The organism is Escherichia sp. WS547 (assembly GCF_046486065.1).
Classification (GTDB): Bacteria; Pseudomonadota; Gammaproteobacteria; order Enterobacterales; family Enterobacteriaceae; genus Escherichia; species Escherichia coli.
The window spans coordinates 43,034-58,592 of the sequence record NZ_JBJQMA010000021.1; the positions used below are offsets into that span (position 1 = coordinate 43,034).

The following is a 15,559-nucleotide window of genomic DNA, read 5'->3' on the forward strand; positions in this document are numbered from 1 at the left end:
ATAAAATAATAAAATTCACGAAATGAATAAGTCCTGCAATTTAATATATATCGCAGGACTTATTTTAATTAATTGCTCAAACGCTGCGGATGGGTATAAACCGTTGCCCGACCCGGTTTACAAAAACCTACCAGTGTCAGATTACAGCGCTCAGCCACTTCTACAGCAAGCGTGGTCGCGGCAGACACCGCAAACAAAATCTCTACGCCGCACATCGCCGACTTTTGCACCATTTCATAACTGGCACGGCTGGAAACCAGTACCGCACCTTGCTGCCAGCTTTCCCCTTCTTGTGACCGGCGGCCTAACAGTTTGTCCAGCGCCACATGGCGACCCACGTCTTCATGCCCGCCGACCAGTTCGCCAGATGGCAACATCCATGCAGCGGCGTGAGTACAACCAGTCAGTTGCCCCACTGGCTGGAAATCATTGAGATGACGTAATGCATCATCCAGTTTGTTGAGATCAAACGTCTGGGTGAACGGCAGCGGCTGCACCGGTTTACCGATATCGTTAAGCTGTTCTACACCGCATACGCCACAGCCCGTACGTCCCGCCAGCGCCCGGCGGCGCTCCTTCAACCCCATAAAGCGGCGGCTGGAAAGCTCAATTTGCACTTCCAGACCATTACAGGAAGGAACGACATCCATACCGAAGATATCGCGCGGACTTTCGATAATCCCCTCGGAAAGCGAAAAACCGAGCGCAAAGTACTCAAGGTCTTTGGGCGACGCCATCATCACCACATGCGAAATGCCGTTGTAGACCAGCGCAACGGGAACTTCTTCCGCGACCTCATCTAACCGTGGGTGTTGTAAATCATCACGCCGCCATAACTCAATTTGACGAACACCTGTGACATTTGTCACATTTTCGATTTCTTTTTGCTGTGTTTTTTTCACTTTCTCTTAACCAGATAAGAACACACACACCAACATTATGGTATTCTGTTACAAACCCTTCCTGGATGGAGGGAAATTGAGCCAATTCTGGACCTTTGCGGCCCCTTCCGCAAAGAAAAATAACTCCCACTCCCTGCACACGCAGCAAGCGAATGTAAATGGGACGTGACAATGTCGAAACAAGGAGCAATCCATGCAGGTCAGCAGAAGGCAGTTCTTTAAGATCTGCGCTGGCGGTATGGCAGGCACCACGGCAGCGGCACTGGGTTTTGCACCCAGCGTAGCACTCGCGGAAACCCGGCAGTATAAACTGCTGCGCACCCGCGAAACCCGTAATACCTGCACCTATTGTTCCGTAGGCTGTGGGCTGTTGATGTACAGCCTCGGTGACGGAGCAAAAAACGCCAAAGCATCTATCTTCCATATCGAAGGCGATCCGGATCACCCGGTCAACCGCGGTGCACTTTGTCCGAAAGGCGCTGGCCTGGTGGATTTCATCCACTCCGAAAGCCGTCTGAAGTTTCCGGAATACCGTGCGCCAGGTTCTGATAAATGGCAGCAAATCAGTTGGGAAGAGGCGTTTGATCGCATCGCCAAACTGATGAAAGAAGACCGCGATGCTAACTACATTGCGCAAAACGCCGAAGGCGTGACTGTTAACCGCTGGCTCTCCACCGGGATGCTTTGTGCTTCCGCGTCGAGTAACGAAACCGGCTATTTAACGCAAAAATTCTCCCGCGCGCTGGGGATGCTCGCGGTCGACAACCAGGCGCGTGTCTGACACGGACCAACGGTAGCAAGTCTTGCTCCAACATTTGGTCGCGGTGCGATGACCAACCACTGGGTCGACATCAAGAACGCCAACCTCGTCGTGGTGATGGGCGGTAATGCCGCTGAAGCTCACCCGGTCGGGTTCCGCTGGGCGATGGAAGCCAAAATTCACAACGGCGCGAAGCTGATTGTGATCGATCCTCGCTTTACGCGTACGGCGGCGGTGGCTGACTACTATGCCCCTATTCGTTCCGGTACTGACATTGCTTTCCTGTCAGGCGTATTGCTGTACCTGCTGAACAATGAAAAATTCAACCGCGAATATACCGAAGCCTATACCAACGCTAGCCTTATCGTGCGTGAGGATTACGGCTTTGAAGATGGCCTGTTCACCGGCTACGACGCGGAAAAACGCAAGTACGATAAATCCTCCTGGACTTACGAACTGGACGAAAACGGCTTCGCCAAACGCGATACCACGCTGCAACATCCGCGCTGCGTGTGGAACTTGCTGAAACAGCACGTTTCCCGCTACACGCCAGATGTGGTTGAAAACATCTGTGGTACGCCAAAAGACGCGTTCCTGAAAGTCTGCGAATACATCGCCGAAACCAGTGCACACGATAAAACTGCCTCGTTCCTGTATGCCCTCGGCTGGACGCAACACTCCGTTGGTGCGCAAAACATTCGTACGATGGCGATGATCCAGCTGCTGCTCGGCAATATGGGGATGGCCGGCGGCGGCGTTAACGCCCTGCGCGGTCACTCCAATATTCAGGGGCTGACGGACCTGGGGCTGCTGTCGCAGAGCCTGCCGGGTTACATGACGCTGCCAAGCGAGAAGCAGACCGATCTGCAAACCTACCTTACCGCCAACACGCCAAAACCGCTGCTGGAAGGCCAGGTAAACTACTGGGGCAACTACCCGAAATTCTTCGTCTCTATGATGAAGGCCTTCTTTGGTGATAAAGCGACGGCGGAAAATAGCTGGGGCTTTGACTGGTTGCCGAAGTGGGATAAAGGCTACGACGTCCTGCAATACTTCGAGATGATGAAAGAAGGCAAGGTCAATGGCTATATCTGCCAGGGCTTTAACCCTGTTGCCTCATTCCCGAACAAAAACAAAGTGATCGGTTGTCTGTCGAAACTGAAGTTCCTCGTCACCATCGACCCGCTGAACACTGAAACCTCTAACTTCTGGCAGAACCACGGTGAGCTGAACGAAGTTGACTCGTCGAAGATCCAGACCGAAGTGTTCCGTCTGCCATCGACCTGCTTCGCGGAAGAGAACGGTTCAATCGTTAACTCAGGTCGCTGGTTGCAGTGGCACTGGAAAGGTGCGGACGCCCCTGGGATTGCGCTGACTGACGGCGAGATCCTCTCCGGTATCTTCCTGCGCTTGCGCAAGATGTATGCCGAACAGGGTGGCGCGAACCCGGACCAGGTGCTGAACATGACCTGGAACTACGCCATCCCGCATGAGCCGAAGTCGGAAGAAGTGGCGATGGAGAGCAACGGTAAGGCGCTGGCCGATATTACCGATCCGGCAACCGGTGCGGTTATCGTCAAGAAAGGCCAACAACTTAGCTCGTTCGCCCAACTGCGCGATGACGGTACCACCTCCTGTGGCTGCTGGATTTTCGCCGGTAGCTGGACGCCAGAGGGCAACCAGATGGCGCGTCGTGATAACGCCGATCCGTCTGGCCTCGGTAACACGCTGGGCTGGGCATGGGCATGGCCGCTTAACCGCCGCATTCTGTATAACCGCGCCTCCGCAGATCCGCAGGGTAACCCGTGGGATCCGAAGCGTCAGTTGCTGAAATGGGACGGCACTAAGTGGACCGGCTGGGATATTCCGGACTACAGCGCAGCGCCTCCGGGCAGTGGCGTTGGGCCGTTTATCATGCAGCAGGAAGGCATGGGGCGTCTGTTTGCCCTCGATAAGATGGCGGAAGGTCCGTTCCCGGAACACTACGAGCCGTTTGAAACGCCGCTGGGAACTAACCCGCTGCATCCAAACGTTATCTCGAACCCGGCTGCACGTATCTTTAAAGACGACGCCGAAGCATTGGGTAAAGCCGATAAGTTCCCGTATGTCGGAACCACCTATCGTCTGACCGAGCACTTCCACTACTGGACCAAACACGCGCTGTTGAACGCGATTTTGCAACCAGAGCAGTTTGTGGAAATCGGTGAGTCGCTGGCGAATAAACTTGGCATTGCCCAGGGCGATACAGTGAAAGTCTCCTCCAACCGTGGCTATATAAAAGCCAAAGCGGTGGTGACCAAACGTATTCGCACGCTGAAAGCGAACGGCAAAGATATCGATACCATCGGTATTCCGATTCACTGGGGCTATGAAGGTGTTGCGAAAAAAGGCTTTATTGCCAATACGTTAACGCCATTCGTTGGTGATGCGAACACGCAGACGCCAGAGTTTAAGTCCTTCCTTGTGAATGTGGAAAAGGTGTAACGGAGACGACATATGGCTTATCAATCTCAAGATATCATTCGTCGTTCCGCGACTAACGGTCTGACCCCCGCGCCTCAGGCGCGGGACTTCCAGGAAGAAGTGGCGAAACTCATCGACGTCACCACCTGTATCGGCTGTAAAGCCTGTCAGGTGGCGTGTTCAGAGTGGAACGACATTCGCGATACCGTCGGCAATAACATTGGGGTGTACGACAACCCCAATGATTTAAGTGCCAAATCGTGGACGGTGATGCGCTTCTCGGAAGTGGAACAGAACGACAAACTGGAATGGCTGATCCGCAAAGACGGCTGTATGCACTGTTCCGATCCAGGCTGCCTGAAAGCGTGCCCGGCGGAAGGAGCAATTATTCAGTATGCCAACGGTATCGTCGACTTCCAGTCCGAGCAGTGCATCGGCTGCGGTTATTGCATTGCGGGCTGTCCGTTCGACATTCCGCGCCTCAACCCGGAAGACAACCGCGTCTACAAATGTACGCTGTGCGTTGACCGCGTGGTGGTTGGGCAAGAACCGGCCTGCGTGAAGACCTGCCCAACGGGCGCGATTCACTTCGGTACGAAAGAGTCGATGAAAACGCTGGCGAGCGAGCGCGTGGCGGAGCTGAAAACTCGCGGTTACGACAATGCGGGTCTGTACGATCCGGCAGGCGTTGGTGGTACACACGTTATGTACGTGCTGCACCATGCTGACAAGCCAAATCTGTATCATGGCTTGCCGGAGAACCCGGAAATCAGCGAAACCGTGAAATTCTGGAAAGGCATCTGGAAACCGCTCGCAGCTGTTGGCTTTGCGGCTACCTTCGCAGCCAGTATCTTCCACTACGTGGGTGTCGGTCCGAACCGTGCGGATGAGGAAGAGAATAATCTGCACGAAGAGAAAGACGAGGAGCGCAAATGAAACGACGTGACACCATCGTGCGCTACACCGCGCCGGAACGTATCAACCACTGGATCACCGCCTTCTGCTTCATCCTGGCGGCGGTGAGCGGGCTGGGCTTTTTGTTCCCGTCCTTCAACTGGTTGATGCAAATCATGGGCACACCGCAGCTGGCGCGAATTCTGCACCCGTTTGTCGGCGTGGTTATGTTTGCCTCGTTCATCATCATGTTTTTCCGTTACTGGCATCACAACCTAATCAATCGGGATGATATCTTTTGGGCGAAGAATATTCGTAAGATCGTCGTCAACGAGGAAGTAGGTGACACCGGGCGTTATAACTTCGGTCAGAAATGCGTTTTCTGGGCGGCGATTATTTTCCTGGTTCTGCTGCTGGTGAGCGGCGTGATTATCTGGCGTCCTTATTTTGCGCCTGCTTTCTCAATCCCGGTGATCCGATTCGCGTTAATGCTGCATTCATTTGCCGCAGTGGCGTTAATTGTGGTTATCATGGTGCATATCTACGCCGCCCTTTGGGTGAAAGGCACGATTACCGCCATGGTGGAAGGATGGGTTACCAGCGCCTGGGCGAAGAAACATCACCCGCGCTGGTACCGTGAGGTCCGCAAGACAACGGAAAAGAAAGCTGAATGAGTATTCGCATAATCCCGCAAGATGAGCTGGGTTCGAGCGAGAAACGTACGGCGGATATGATTCCGCCGTTATTGTTCCCTCGGCTCAAGAATTTATACAACCGCCGCGCCGAGCGTCTGCGCGAGCTGGCAGAAAATAATCCGCTGGGTGATTACCTGCGCTTTGCTGCGCTTATCGCCCACGCCCAGGAAGTGGTGCTGTACGACCATCCGCTGGAGATGGATCTGACCGCGCGCATTAAAGAAGCCAGCGCACAGGGCAAGCCCCCGCTGGATATTCACGTTCTGCCGCGTGATAAGCACTGGCAAAAGCTGCTGATGGCGCTGATTGCTGAGCTGAAACCTGAAATGAGCGGCCCGGCGCTGGCAGTGATTGAGAATCTGGAGAAGGCATCGACTCAGGAGCTGGAAGATATGGCCAGCGCACTGTTTGCCTCTGATTTCTCGTCCGTCAGCAGCGATAAAGCGCCGTTTATCTGGGCTGCGCTGTCGCTCTACTGGGCGCAGATGGCTAATCTGATCCCCGGCAAAGCCCGCGCTGAATACGGCGAACAACGTCAATATTGCCCGGTATGTGGCTCTATGCCGGTGTCCAGCATGGTGCAAATTGGCACCACTCAGGGTCTGCGTTACCTGCACTGCAACCTGTGTGAAACCGAATGGCACGTAGTGCGCGTAAAATGCAGCAACTGCGAGCAGAGCGGCAAACTGCATTACTGGTCGCTGGATGACGAACAGGCCGCGATTAAAGCCGAAAGCTGCGATGACTGCGGCACTTACCTGAAGATTCTTTATCAGGAAAAAGAACCGAAAGTTGAAGCCGTGGCAGATGACCTCGCCTCTCTGGTACTGGACGCGCGAATGGAGCAAGAAGGCTATGCTCGTAGTTCCATCAACCCGTTCCTGTTTCCGGGTGAAGGGGAGTAATCTCTGACGTTTTCCGGGTGGCGCAGGTCGCCCGGATTACAGTTCATAGGGTGTGACGACACCATCTCTCTTATTCCGCGTTACCACCTCAAGCTATGCTGCCAGTGCCTGTTTTGCCTCAATTTTCACACTGAACAAATCGATAACAATATCGATATCAAATAGCCAAATCTTTTTGCCATTACCATTCCTCGCGCAGCTTACGCTGGTATTCGACACCATCTTCCTCACTCCCTTGCCAGATGCCAAAAGCACTGGCTCTTGCTGTTTGCGATTGATTTACCAGGTATTGATCTACCGCTTCCCGTAATAGCTCCGCACGAGGAAGATTATGCTGCACCTCGAGATCATCAAGTTGCTTAAACAACTCATTCGATAAATTGAGTAAAATTCTGCCCATATCTATACCTGCCAGAGAGTTCATAAATATCTCGCCCATATCATTTTTGAATCTATGGAGAGAAAAGTACCCTTGTCGAATCTTTAAAGAAAGCGTATTTACGCATCACTTTTTATTTTTGCGAGGCGTTTTCCAGATATGATGTAACAGTTGCAGTTATTATAAGTTCAAGTAAAACAGCCTTGTATTAATACCAGAATAAGGGCATCTGTTTTTTTATATTCAAGAATGAAAAATTTTTGTCATTCCTTATGCTCCTTACACTGATCATCAACACCAACTACCTCCCCCTTTTGCCTGCCTCCCTTTGCTTTACGCACCGGGAATTGCTGACGTTCCAGATATTGCTCTACCGCTTCGCGTAAAATTGCAGATCGTGAAACCTTACGCCAGCCCCTAAGCTTGTTCAGCCGTTTAATTGCCTCTTCTGATAAATGAAGAAAAACCGTATTCATCGCCATTACCACCACCTTACATATATTACTCATTAATGTATGTGCGAAAATTACGCCGAAAAATCATTTAAAAAAAGCGGATTTTTGCATGTCGTTTTGTTTTTGCGAGACGGCATCCAAAGATAATGTAACAGTTGCAGTTATTTCAATTGTTACTCAAAAATGGTTTAGTAATAACCCAGGATGGTTTATTACTTTTAATTAAGCGGGGACACATCTACAGAAAAGAAACAACAAATAATAAGGATGAATTATGGGTGCTATAAATATTTTATATTCAAGAATATTTTTTTGATTGGGTGTTCATTTGCTTCATCAGGATGGTGTACCCGAAAAAGTCAGCAGCTTTACCGCACCAGGGTTTAAGGTGAAATCTACCATTCATAACTGACCGGTCAGTGCCGCACCAACCGGTCTTTAATTGTTAGTAGTAGTAAATTTGTGGATAACAGTCCGGGAACCAGACGATTCCTTCTGGATCATCCCCCTGCATTACCCGATGACATTGGCGTCGATCATCTGCGCGACGGCGAAGCGTAGTATAGAGCCGCTTCCATTCATGATCGCCCGGTGTACTGTAGTTTACCCAACAATCCATTGAAGGGTGACGCCATTTACCTGTAAGTGTTGGGATCCCTGAATGATTATGTGGCTTCGCTTTACCATTACGATCCCTATCTTTACGCGTATTAAGCGTGGACATTTTTAGTCTCCTGTTAAGAGTTCTAAAAATGTGCTTCCTTAAAATAGTTCATCATTTTCCCTTAATTCGCATAGCGTGCTTTTGCACGAATTTCCGATACGCGGGGACCATTATGATAGCGTCGATGCCCACACATCCAACAAGAACAAATACAGGGAGTACGAAAGCAAATACCTGATGCTTTTTTGCTTCCATCGCCTGCAGTGCGATAACGGCAGCGGATTTTTTTTAATCGCGCCATATGATGGCGACGTTCAGCACGATTACGGGTCATAGTAAAACTCCTGAGCAGGCGGCACTATGCCGCTTTCATAGGAGTTCTGAATGCTGGTGCTTTCTGTATGGCATAACCATGCCTCTAACGGTTAAGTGCCTGCAGCACATGTTGCGGATCATTGGCAATCGCTCGCAGCAAAGCCTTTGCAGGCCCAGTCGGTGAACGTCGCCCCTGCTCCCAGTTACGCAACGTGTCTACGCTTACGGAAATAAGTTCGGCAAATTTAGATTGTGACAACCCTGAAGCGCGGCGTATTTCTTTGATTTTCATAGCATCAACTTCAAAAGTCCGTGAAGGGTGTCGCGTTCCTTCAATAATTTCATTCATCTGGGCCATGCTGTGAGTCAACCGCTCAAAAAGTGCCTTATCCATTTACCACCTCGTATTTAACAACCGGAGCATTGCTTTTTCCTGGGGAGACAGATCATCTTTAATACCCTTACGATAAATAAGCAGTAATCTGATCTCATAATGTTTAACCTGATGAAAGTAAATAACCCTGACACCAGCACGTTTCCCCTTTCCTCCTGACACCCATCGAACCTTTCTTAACCCACCAGTTTCAGGTATTACCTCACCATAGTCAGGATTCAAGGCCAGGAAAAACTGAAAACGACTGAATTCATCGTCGGTCAGCAGTTTTTGAACATCTTCAGTAAAAATTTCCGTTTCGATGAAGAGCATAATTATACGCCATTGGCTTAGAGTAACAATCCTTTTTGTACGTCATTGACGTACCCTTGAAACCACTAGCTTACTGATAGTGCTCCAGCAAAACCACGTCTCTGCCGGGTTTGTCTTTACATTTGCGAGGCGCTTTCCAGATTTTTCACGCCCGTGAATTTCCCTGTATCCATCCAGCAAAAACGGGTGTATAAAACTGTACATTCATACAGCAAAATGAGTTCTACTATGGCACTGGAAAAAGGAATTGCAGAGTTAGTCGAAGAGTTTATCGCTGCGGGTCGCCCCTCATCGCGTCAACAAAGTATTGCGCAGCGCAGGGAGGGCTATATCGCCAGCGCTGTCCTTGCGGGTGAGACAGAAACGCGGGTAGATATTCAGACTATCGAACTTGAAGGGATGATCTTACGAATAGTGTCACCGCTGAATGCCCCGACATTACTCCCGACGATAATTTATTACTACGGTGGCTGTTTTGTTAGCGGCGGGTTCGCAACTCACGACAACCAGCTGCGCCAGTTAGCCTATTACGGGCAATGTCGGGTTATTGCCGTCCAGTATCGGCTGGCACCGGAACAGACTTTCCCCGCCGCCCATGATGATGCGCAACGAGGTGCAGAATTAGTCTGGCAACACGCCGAACGACTCGGCGTTGATAAACAACGGATAACTCTTGCCGGTGACAGTGCGGGCGGACATCTGGCGCTGGTAACTGCTTTGCGATTAAAGCGTGCTGGCGAGTGGCAACCGGCACAACTCATCTTAATTTATCCCATGCTTGATGCGACTGCGCATTTCGAAAGCTACATACGCAATGGTCACGATTACATCATCACACGCGACACTTTACTGAGCGGCTTTGAGATGTATCTGCCAGGCATTGAACGCAGGCATCCTGAAGCCAGCCCTCTTTGGCGCGATGATTTCAATGGCTTGCCACCTGTACATATCATTACCGCTGAATACGACCCACTTTGCGATGAAGGTGAAGCGTTGTATCACCGCATGACAGGGCAAGGAGTGCAATGCACCTGCCAACGCTACCTTGGCGTTATCCACGGATTTTTTCAGTTAGGTGGTATCAGTGAGGCTGCGCGATCGGCGCTGCGGGATGTGGCCTGGAGAGCGGGAAGGTAACTCCTGTGAAAGCGGCACTATGCCGCTTTCACAGGAGTTCTGAATGCTGGTGCTTTCTGTATGGCTTCGCCATGCCCCTCGCAGCTAAGTGCCTGCGCACATCTCTCTTTGTATGTCATTTTTGCAATACATTGTCCGAATTCTGATAATCCTAATGAGTTTTACCCGTCAGACTCCCATCCCTACGGTATACGAGCTAGATTCATGAATGAAATCGACATTTTTAAAAAACGAATCTTGTAAAACATCCGTGTTGATATTACCTTGCAATCCAACATTAAATTTGTTAGAGAGATGAAGAACTCGAATATCAAAAAGGTCTTTTAACATCATTAATTCTTTGGCTGTTAATGAATCGCAACTAAAATATCCCTGTTGATCAAAAAGCTTTTCTATTTCTCTACCATCGGCGAGGCGTTTTTCAAGGAGTGTTTGCAACATCGAGTTACCAAGGACAATGGATATCGTGCGATCTTTCGCAGATTTACACCCCATCACAACGGCAACATTCGTATCCCCCTCAGGAGTTTCATTTATCGCCGTCGCTAAAATGGTGGTCAAACACGCAAACGGAACTGTATTTCTTTCGTGATTTAATTTATCTACCAGCTCATTCCATTTATCAAAAGCCGGGCGATATTTGTTGCGCACAGAAGCATCCAACTGGGTAAACAATTGAGCCATGCGATTTTTTATCATCTCGATATCCGGAGAACCAGAAAGACTTTGCGCATAATACGGTCCTGATGATGTTGCATACATTAAAGCCGAGCCCACACCTGTCGCCATGATGGGCGCAGCCACGGTTTTGGCAAGGGCGACGCTGCGATGGCTATGCGCTTCACAGGCTAAAGGAACATATTCCACTGACTGCGGTAATTCCTCACATGCCTCCCTCATCATTGCGGTATGCTTTACAAACAACGGTTTTTCACTGCCCAAAAAAACCTTCTGCTTAATTGCACTAAGAAAACGTAAATCCAAAATGATTGTTTTTGGTTTATTATTTTTTGGCACATTTCCTATTATCCCGCTAAGAACCTTCCTTGCTGCATGGAGATTTTTTTGCACAGCACATAACACAATTGACGAGGCCTTCTCTACTGCGTTATTGATTTTAATTTTAAAATCTGCATGATATACGTTGACGGGCAATGCAAGTATATCTTCCCCTACATCTTTGGCTGAGTATTTATTTGTGATCGACGGTCGTGAATCCACGAGAAAACTTAGATGCAAATTATGCTCTATATTACCAGCTGTTTTTGTAGTGTGATTAAACATAGAGATGCCACCTCTCATTCTTTCACACATATCCTCAACTTTTTCACTTCGTTCTTGAGGCAATTTGGCTTTAACGTTAATTTGATGATTTTTACCCGTGCATTCCTTAACTACAAGAGGAATGTTATCTAAAGTGCCATACAGGCTAATAACGTCACCAGGATTTTTATCATGTAAGTAAGTTTGATTAATACTCGAAGCATTCACAAAGAGGTCAATATTATAACTGTTTATAACTTCACCTACATCAAATGTGTAGTGCTTACTCTGAAGGCTGCCATCCTTGTTTAATTGTATATCAATCAATATATCCCCGGACTTTGTCACCATATCTTTGCCATAAACCATTTGCATAGCCATTTCGAGGAGATTTTTATCTAACTGATTGCGGGCGTTGAGTAAGCGACTACCAAATAATTTATATACTGTTCCCGTCATTGCCAGCGCTGCACTTTCTGGTACTTTGCGTTTCCACAGTGAGGTTTCTTTATTTTTAAACAAGTCATATTTATTATTACTCGACAACCCGAGTTTAAGTTCGTTAACACAATCGCACAGTTGCTCCTCACCTTCCATTTTAAGGCGATGTGAAAAATCATTTAATAGCGTTTGCTTCGGTGATTCATTACTCATTAGTTGTTTTTCTAAATTAACAATAGAATAACTTTCTTGTTTAATGAGATTAATATTGGCAACCATTACAGCCTCCTTCCCACGGTTTAAGAGCAAACATGCCACATAATTATTTACAACATCCAGAAGCAGTAAATGAATGATACTGACAATGACGCCAGTCCATTATCTTTGCATAATGTTTGTTAGCTATAGATTTTAAAAATATTTATGAGAAAAGTATGGCACCAGAGGGGGTTTTGACTATCAAAAATCGCTCAAACCTGAACTAAGATGATGAATTAAGCATTATCAGCGATAATTGCCACTCAGCTCTACAAATAATATTTAAATGCTCCTGAACAGTGATGTAGCAAGACACGTATGGTGCCAACGAAGAATAAAAATTTATAGAGTTCTTATTCAATATAACCGGAATAGTCAGAGACTGAAGTAAATGACCTGAAAGAATGAGAGAGGCAGCACCGCCCCTCTCCATCAGCTACTCTTCTTCGTTCCCGCCCTCTTCATACGGGCCAAATGGCTTCGCGGGCAGAACGATATACGTGCCTTCAAACACTGCACCCGGCGTCTCGTCGCCAAAGATTTCGACCTGCATTTGTACCCGCGCTTTGCGCCCGCGCGCCAGACGGTCGAGATCGCCGCTTAAGGCACCGAGGTCGGCTACCGCATGAGGTTTACCGCTAATCGGCTTGCTGTAGCGAATATGCGCATCCGCCAGAATAATCGTTCCGCCCAGATGGCGTTCACGCAGCATCAGCCAGATAAGCCCCCAACCGGTGAGCGTAGCCAGCGAGAATAAACTCCCGGCAAACAGCGTATGATGCGGATTCTGATTGCCGGTTTCCGGCATGGTGGTGATAAATTTTTGCCCGGTATATTGCTGAATGCGCACGCCCATTTTTTCGCTTAGCGGGATATGTTCGTACCACGCCTGCTGAAGCTGGGCGCACCAGTCGCCGCGATGCAAAATATCATCCAGAGTGGCGACAGGTTTAATCATCAAAAAATGGCGAATCGGCGTGGTGGTTGGCGTGGTGATTTCTCCCTGATTAACAAACCCCAGCTTGGCGAAAAACTCCACCGCGTCTTCGCGGGCGCTACAGGTCACGCGCTTAACACCTTCCTGACGCGCCACAGATTCGAGGGTCATCGCCATCAGCGTTCCTAACCCTTTGTCCTGCACGTCGGGATGAACGGCCATAAAGCGAATAGACGCTTCATTGTCGGCATTAATATACAGTCGGCCTACCGCCACCAGATTACCCTGCTCGTCGACGACCATCTGGTGATGCGCCATCGCATCCCACGCGTCGCGTTCCGAACCTTTCGGTTGATGCAGGGGCTTACGCAACATTTCCCAGCGAAACTGATAGTAACGCTCTAATTCTTCTTCTGTTTGTGGAACCCGAAGGTGATACATAGCGATACTCTCTCTTGTTTCCCGTGACAACCCTGGAAGCTGGCTCATACCTGCAACCAGAATGTCACGGGGCCATCATTGACCAGCGATACCTGCATATCCGCAGCGAAGCGTCCTGTTTGCGTGTTCATCTCTTGCTGACGGCAGCGTTCGACGAAATAGTCATATAACGCCTCTGCGCGATCCGGTGATGCGCCTTTGGAGAAACTTGGGCGCATCCCCCGTTCGGTATCTGCGGCAAGGGTAAACTGGGAAACCACCAGTACACTGCCGCCCGCCTGTTGCACGTTGAGATTCATCTTGCCTTCGGCATCGCTAAAGATGCGGTAGCCGAGTACACGCTCGCACAGACGGTTTGCTTTCTGTTCGTCGTCATCCTTTTCGACACCCAATAACACCAAAAGTCCCGCGCCAATTTCACCCGTCACTTCTCCCTCCACGGTGACGCTGGCACGGGTTACGCGTTGAATTAATGCAATCATGGTTCGTCGTCTTCTTCTTGTTCAGCAGCTTGTTTTAATTTGCGGTATTCCCCGAGAGTGACAGTAATTTCCGCGCCAAGCAAGACGATACACCATGTCCAGTAGACCCAAACAAAGAGAATGGGGATCACCGCCAGCACGCCGTAAATGAGCTGATATGACGGGAACATGGTGATATAAAGCGCGAAACCTTTCTTTCCTGCTTCGAACAGGAGTGCAGCGACAAACGCGCCGACAATCGCGTCGCGGTTAGGTACGCGGATGGTAGGAACAATGCTGTACAGCAACCAGAAGGAGATCCACGACAACAGCAGCGGAAAAATACGCAGCACATTGTCGATGACAGTATTGAGATCGCTCGCCCAGCGCAGGGAGAGCAAATAGGAACTGATCGCCAGACTGGCCCCTGCCAGCAGCGGCCCCAGCGTTAAAATCATCCAGTACACGGCAAACGAGTAAATTTTTGGTCGCGCTCGTTTACTGCGCCAGATGGTATTCAACGCGCTATCGATGGAGTACATCAACAATAACGCCGTGACGATCAGCCCGCACGCCCCAACGGCGGTCATCTTGTTGGAATTGGCAACAAATTGTTCGATATATTGCTGGATAACGTCGCCAGTGGCAGGGAGAAAGTTGGCAAAAATAAAGTGACGCAGTTGGATACTAACGTCTGAGAACATGGGAAAAGCGGCAAAAAGCGCAAAAACAACGGCAACCAGCGGCACTAATGAGAGCAACGACACATAGGCAAGATTACCTGCCAGGGTGGTCATGTTGTCCTCATTAATGCGTTGCCAGAGTAGTTTCAGCCAGGCCCATAGCGGACGGGTACGATACCTGGCTTTTTCATGGATGGTTTTTAGCATAACACCTTCGCGAAATAGTCCGGGATGGTGGTTTTATCTTTCACCAGAATACTGGTAATGCCTAGCTGATTTGCTCCTTCTATATTATCGGCGTTATCGTCGAAAAAGACCGTATCGCTGGGGGAAAAACCTTCTGCCTGCAAAACATGCTGGTAAATTCGCGCTTCAGGTTTGCGCATGCCCAGATCTTGCGAAAGATAAATATGGTCAGCAGCATCACGGATTTCCGGGTATTCCTCCGGCCAGAAGGTAGTATGCAGGCGGTTGGTATTGGAAAGCACCACCACACGATGCCCCTGCTCACGCAGTTTATGCATGATGGCGATCACTTCCGGGCGCAGCGCGACAAACACCGCCTGCCAGCCGTGGGAGAACTGCTCGTAGCTTAGCGGTAGAGCCATCTCATGACACATCGCCTCTGCGAACGCTTCGTCGCTAATTTCCCCACGCTCATGCTGATGAAACGCCTCCCCCATATGAAAACTCTTTTTAAGCGATGCCAGCGGAATACGCGTTAAATCGCTCCAGGTTCCCAGCACACGGTTAAAGTCGATATCGACAATCACATTACCTAAATCAAAGATATAGAGCAT

General features: G+C 49.4%; 16 protein-coding genes and 1 pseudogene. 5 read left to right on the top strand and 12 right to left on the bottom strand.

All coding sequences use genetic code 11. The features are described from left to right. Positions 1–68 precede the first annotated feature (68 nt). Complete coding sequence (gene fdhD, locus ACJHWK_RS17775; RefSeq protein WP_000753597.1) at positions 69–902, bottom strand: formate dehydrogenase accessory sulfurtransferase FdhD; 834 nt, start codon at positions 900–902, stop codon at positions 69–71. Positions 903–1,095: 193 nt separating this feature from the next. On the opposite strand from fdhD, the gene fdnG reads away from it, so the two are divergent. The 4 genes from fdnG to fdhE are packed head-to-tail and all read left to right on the top strand — an operon-like array spanning position 1,096 to position 6,619. Then, complete coding sequence (fdnG, locus tag ACJHWK_RS17780; protein ID WP_011310337.1) at positions 1,096–4,146, top strand: formate dehydrogenase-N subunit alpha; 3,051 nt, start codon at positions 1,096–1,098, stop codon at positions 4,144–4,146. Positions 4,147–4,158: 12 nt separating this feature from the next. After that, positions 4,159–5,061: a formate dehydrogenase O subunit beta gene (gene fdoH, locus ACJHWK_RS17785; protein WP_000331377.1), complete on the top strand. Its 903-nt coding sequence runs from the start codon at positions 4,159–4,161 to the stop codon at positions 5,059–5,061. Next, positions 5,058–5,693: a formate dehydrogenase cytochrome b556 subunit gene (fdoI, locus tag ACJHWK_RS17790; protein WP_000829013.1), complete on the top strand. Its 636-nt coding sequence runs from the start codon at positions 5,058–5,060 to the stop codon at positions 5,691–5,693. The genes fdoH and fdoI overlap by 4 nt, the downstream gene beginning before the upstream one ends. After that, entirely contained in the window at positions 5,690–6,619 is a 930-nt protein-coding gene (gene fdhE, locus ACJHWK_RS17795; RefSeq protein ID WP_000027708.1) for a formate dehydrogenase accessory protein FdhE, read from the top strand. Before fdoI ends, fdhE begins: the two co-directional genes overlap by 4 nt. 181 nt (positions 6,620–6,800) lie before the next feature. Here fdhE and yiiF read toward each other — a convergent pair whose 3' ends face one another. The 5 genes from yiiF to ACJHWK_RS17820 form a co-directional block, all read right to left on the bottom strand. Then, a complete protein-coding gene (yiiF, locus tag ACJHWK_RS17800; protein WP_001306649.1) occupies positions 6,801–7,043 on the bottom strand; it encodes a protein YiiF in 243 nt (80 codons plus the stop codon). 218 nt (positions 7,044–7,261) lie between these two features. Further along, positions 7,262–7,480: a CopG family transcriptional regulator gene (locus ACJHWK_RS17805; RefSeq protein WP_001295676.1), complete on the bottom strand. Its 219-nt coding sequence runs from the start codon at positions 7,478–7,480 to the stop codon at positions 7,262–7,264. Between the two features lie 418 nt (positions 7,481–7,898). Continuing rightward, positions 7,899–8,177 carry a hypothetical protein gene (locus tag ACJHWK_RS17810; protein WP_001306650.1) on the bottom strand — a complete coding sequence of 93 codons (279 nt, stop codon included), beginning with the start codon at positions 8,175–8,177 and terminating at the stop codon, positions 7,899–7,901. A 358-nt stretch (positions 8,178–8,535) separates the two neighbouring features. Next, a complete protein-coding gene (gene nadS, locus ACJHWK_RS17815; protein ID WP_000356395.1) occupies positions 8,536–8,826 on the bottom strand; it encodes a NadS family protein in 291 nt (96 codons plus the stop codon). Then, positions 8,827–9,138, bottom strand: coding sequence for a hypothetical protein (locus ACJHWK_RS17820; protein WP_000897305.1), 312 nt, complete (start codon positions 9,136–9,138; stop codon positions 8,827–8,829). It abuts the gene before it with no gap. Positions 9,139–9,366: 228 nt separating this feature from the next. On the opposite strand from ACJHWK_RS17820, the gene ACJHWK_RS17825 reads away from it, so the two are divergent. Then, complete coding sequence (locus tag ACJHWK_RS17825) at positions 9,367–10,275, top strand: alpha/beta hydrolase (protein WP_001306651.1); 909 nt, start codon at positions 9,367–9,369, stop codon at positions 10,273–10,275. A gap of 168 nt (positions 10,276–10,443) precedes the next feature. Here the strand turns inward: ACJHWK_RS17825 and ACJHWK_RS17830 are convergent, their stop codons facing one another. The 6 genes and pseudogenes from ACJHWK_RS17830 to yihX form a co-directional block, all read right to left on the bottom strand. Then, positions 10,444–11,358 carry a transposase gene (locus ACJHWK_RS17830; protein ID WP_077634137.1) on the bottom strand — a complete coding sequence of 305 codons (915 nt, stop codon included), beginning with the start codon at positions 11,356–11,358 and terminating at the stop codon, positions 10,444–10,446. A 12-nt stretch (positions 11,359–11,370) separates the two neighbouring features. After that, positions 11,371–12,258, bottom strand: a pseudogene (locus ACJHWK_RS17835) (hypothetical protein); the annotation flags it as partial. A gap of 415 nt (positions 12,259–12,673) precedes the next feature. Continuing rightward, positions 12,674–13,615 (bottom strand): fatty acid biosynthesis protein FabY, encoded by a 942-nt coding sequence (gene fabY, locus ACJHWK_RS17840; protein ID WP_001297068.1) that lies wholly within the window; start codon positions 13,613–13,615, stop codon positions 12,674–12,676. A gap of 44 nt (positions 13,616–13,659) precedes the next feature. Beyond that, a complete protein-coding gene (gene dtd, locus ACJHWK_RS17845) occupies positions 13,660–14,097 on the bottom strand; it encodes a D-aminoacyl-tRNA deacylase (RefSeq protein WP_000560983.1) in 438 nt (145 codons plus the stop codon). After that, entirely contained in the window at positions 14,094–14,966 is an 873-nt protein-coding gene (locus ACJHWK_RS17850) for a virulence factor BrkB family protein (protein ID WP_001521803.1), read from the bottom strand. The genes dtd and ACJHWK_RS17850 overlap by 4 nt, the downstream gene beginning before the upstream one ends. Then, complete coding sequence (gene yihX / locus ACJHWK_RS17855) at positions 14,960–15,559, bottom strand: glucose-1-phosphatase (protein ID WP_001521802.1); 600 nt, start codon at positions 15,557–15,559, stop codon at positions 14,960–14,962. Before yihX ends, ACJHWK_RS17850 begins: the two co-directional genes overlap by 7 nt.

Bases quoted from the DNA above. Each gene is read 5' to 3' on its own strand.
- yiiF (WP_001306649.1), bottom strand. From the start codon at position 7,043: ATGAACTCTCTGGCAGGTATAGATATGGGCAGAATTTTACTCAATTTA.
- yihX (WP_001521802.1), bottom strand. From the start codon at position 15,559: ATGCTCTATATCTTTGATTTAGGTAATGTGATTGTCGATATCGACTTT.
- nadS (WP_000356395.1), bottom strand. From the start codon at position 8,826: ATGGATAAGGCACTTTTTGAGCGGTTGACTCACAGCATGGCCCAGATG.
- ACJHWK_RS17810 (WP_001306650.1), bottom strand. From the start codon at position 8,177: ATGTCCACGCTTAATACGCGTAAAGATAGGGATCGTAATGGTAAAGCG.
- fdoI (WP_000829013.1), top strand. From the start codon at position 5,058: ATGAAACGACGTGACACCATCGTGCGCTACACCGCGCCGGAACGTATC.
- dtd (WP_000560983.1), bottom strand. From the start codon at position 14,097: ATGATTGCATTAATTCAACGCGTAACCCGTGCCAGCGTCACCGTGGAG.
- fdhE (WP_000027708.1), top strand. From the start codon at position 5,690: ATGAGTATTCGCATAATCCCGCAAGATGAGCTGGGTTCGAGCGAGAAA.
- ACJHWK_RS17805 (WP_001295676.1), bottom strand. From the start codon at position 7,480: ATGGCGATGAATACGGTTTTTCTTCATTTATCAGAAGAGGCAATTAAA.
- ACJHWK_RS17825 (WP_001306651.1), top strand. From the start codon at position 9,367: ATGGCACTGGAAAAAGGAATTGCAGAGTTAGTCGAAGAGTTTATCGCT.
- ACJHWK_RS17850 (WP_001521803.1), bottom strand. From the start codon at position 14,966: ATGCTAAAAACCATCCATGAAAAAGCCAGGTATCGTACCCGTCCGCTA.
- fdoH (WP_000331377.1), top strand. From the start codon at position 4,159: ATGGCTTATCAATCTCAAGATATCATTCGTCGTTCCGCGACTAACGGT.
- fabY (WP_001297068.1), bottom strand. From the start codon at position 13,615: ATGTATCACCTTCGGGTTCCACAAACAGAAGAAGAATTAGAGCGTTAC.
- ACJHWK_RS17820 (WP_000897305.1), bottom strand. From the start codon at position 9,138: ATGCTCTTCATCGAAACGGAAATTTTTACTGAAGATGTTCAAAAACTG.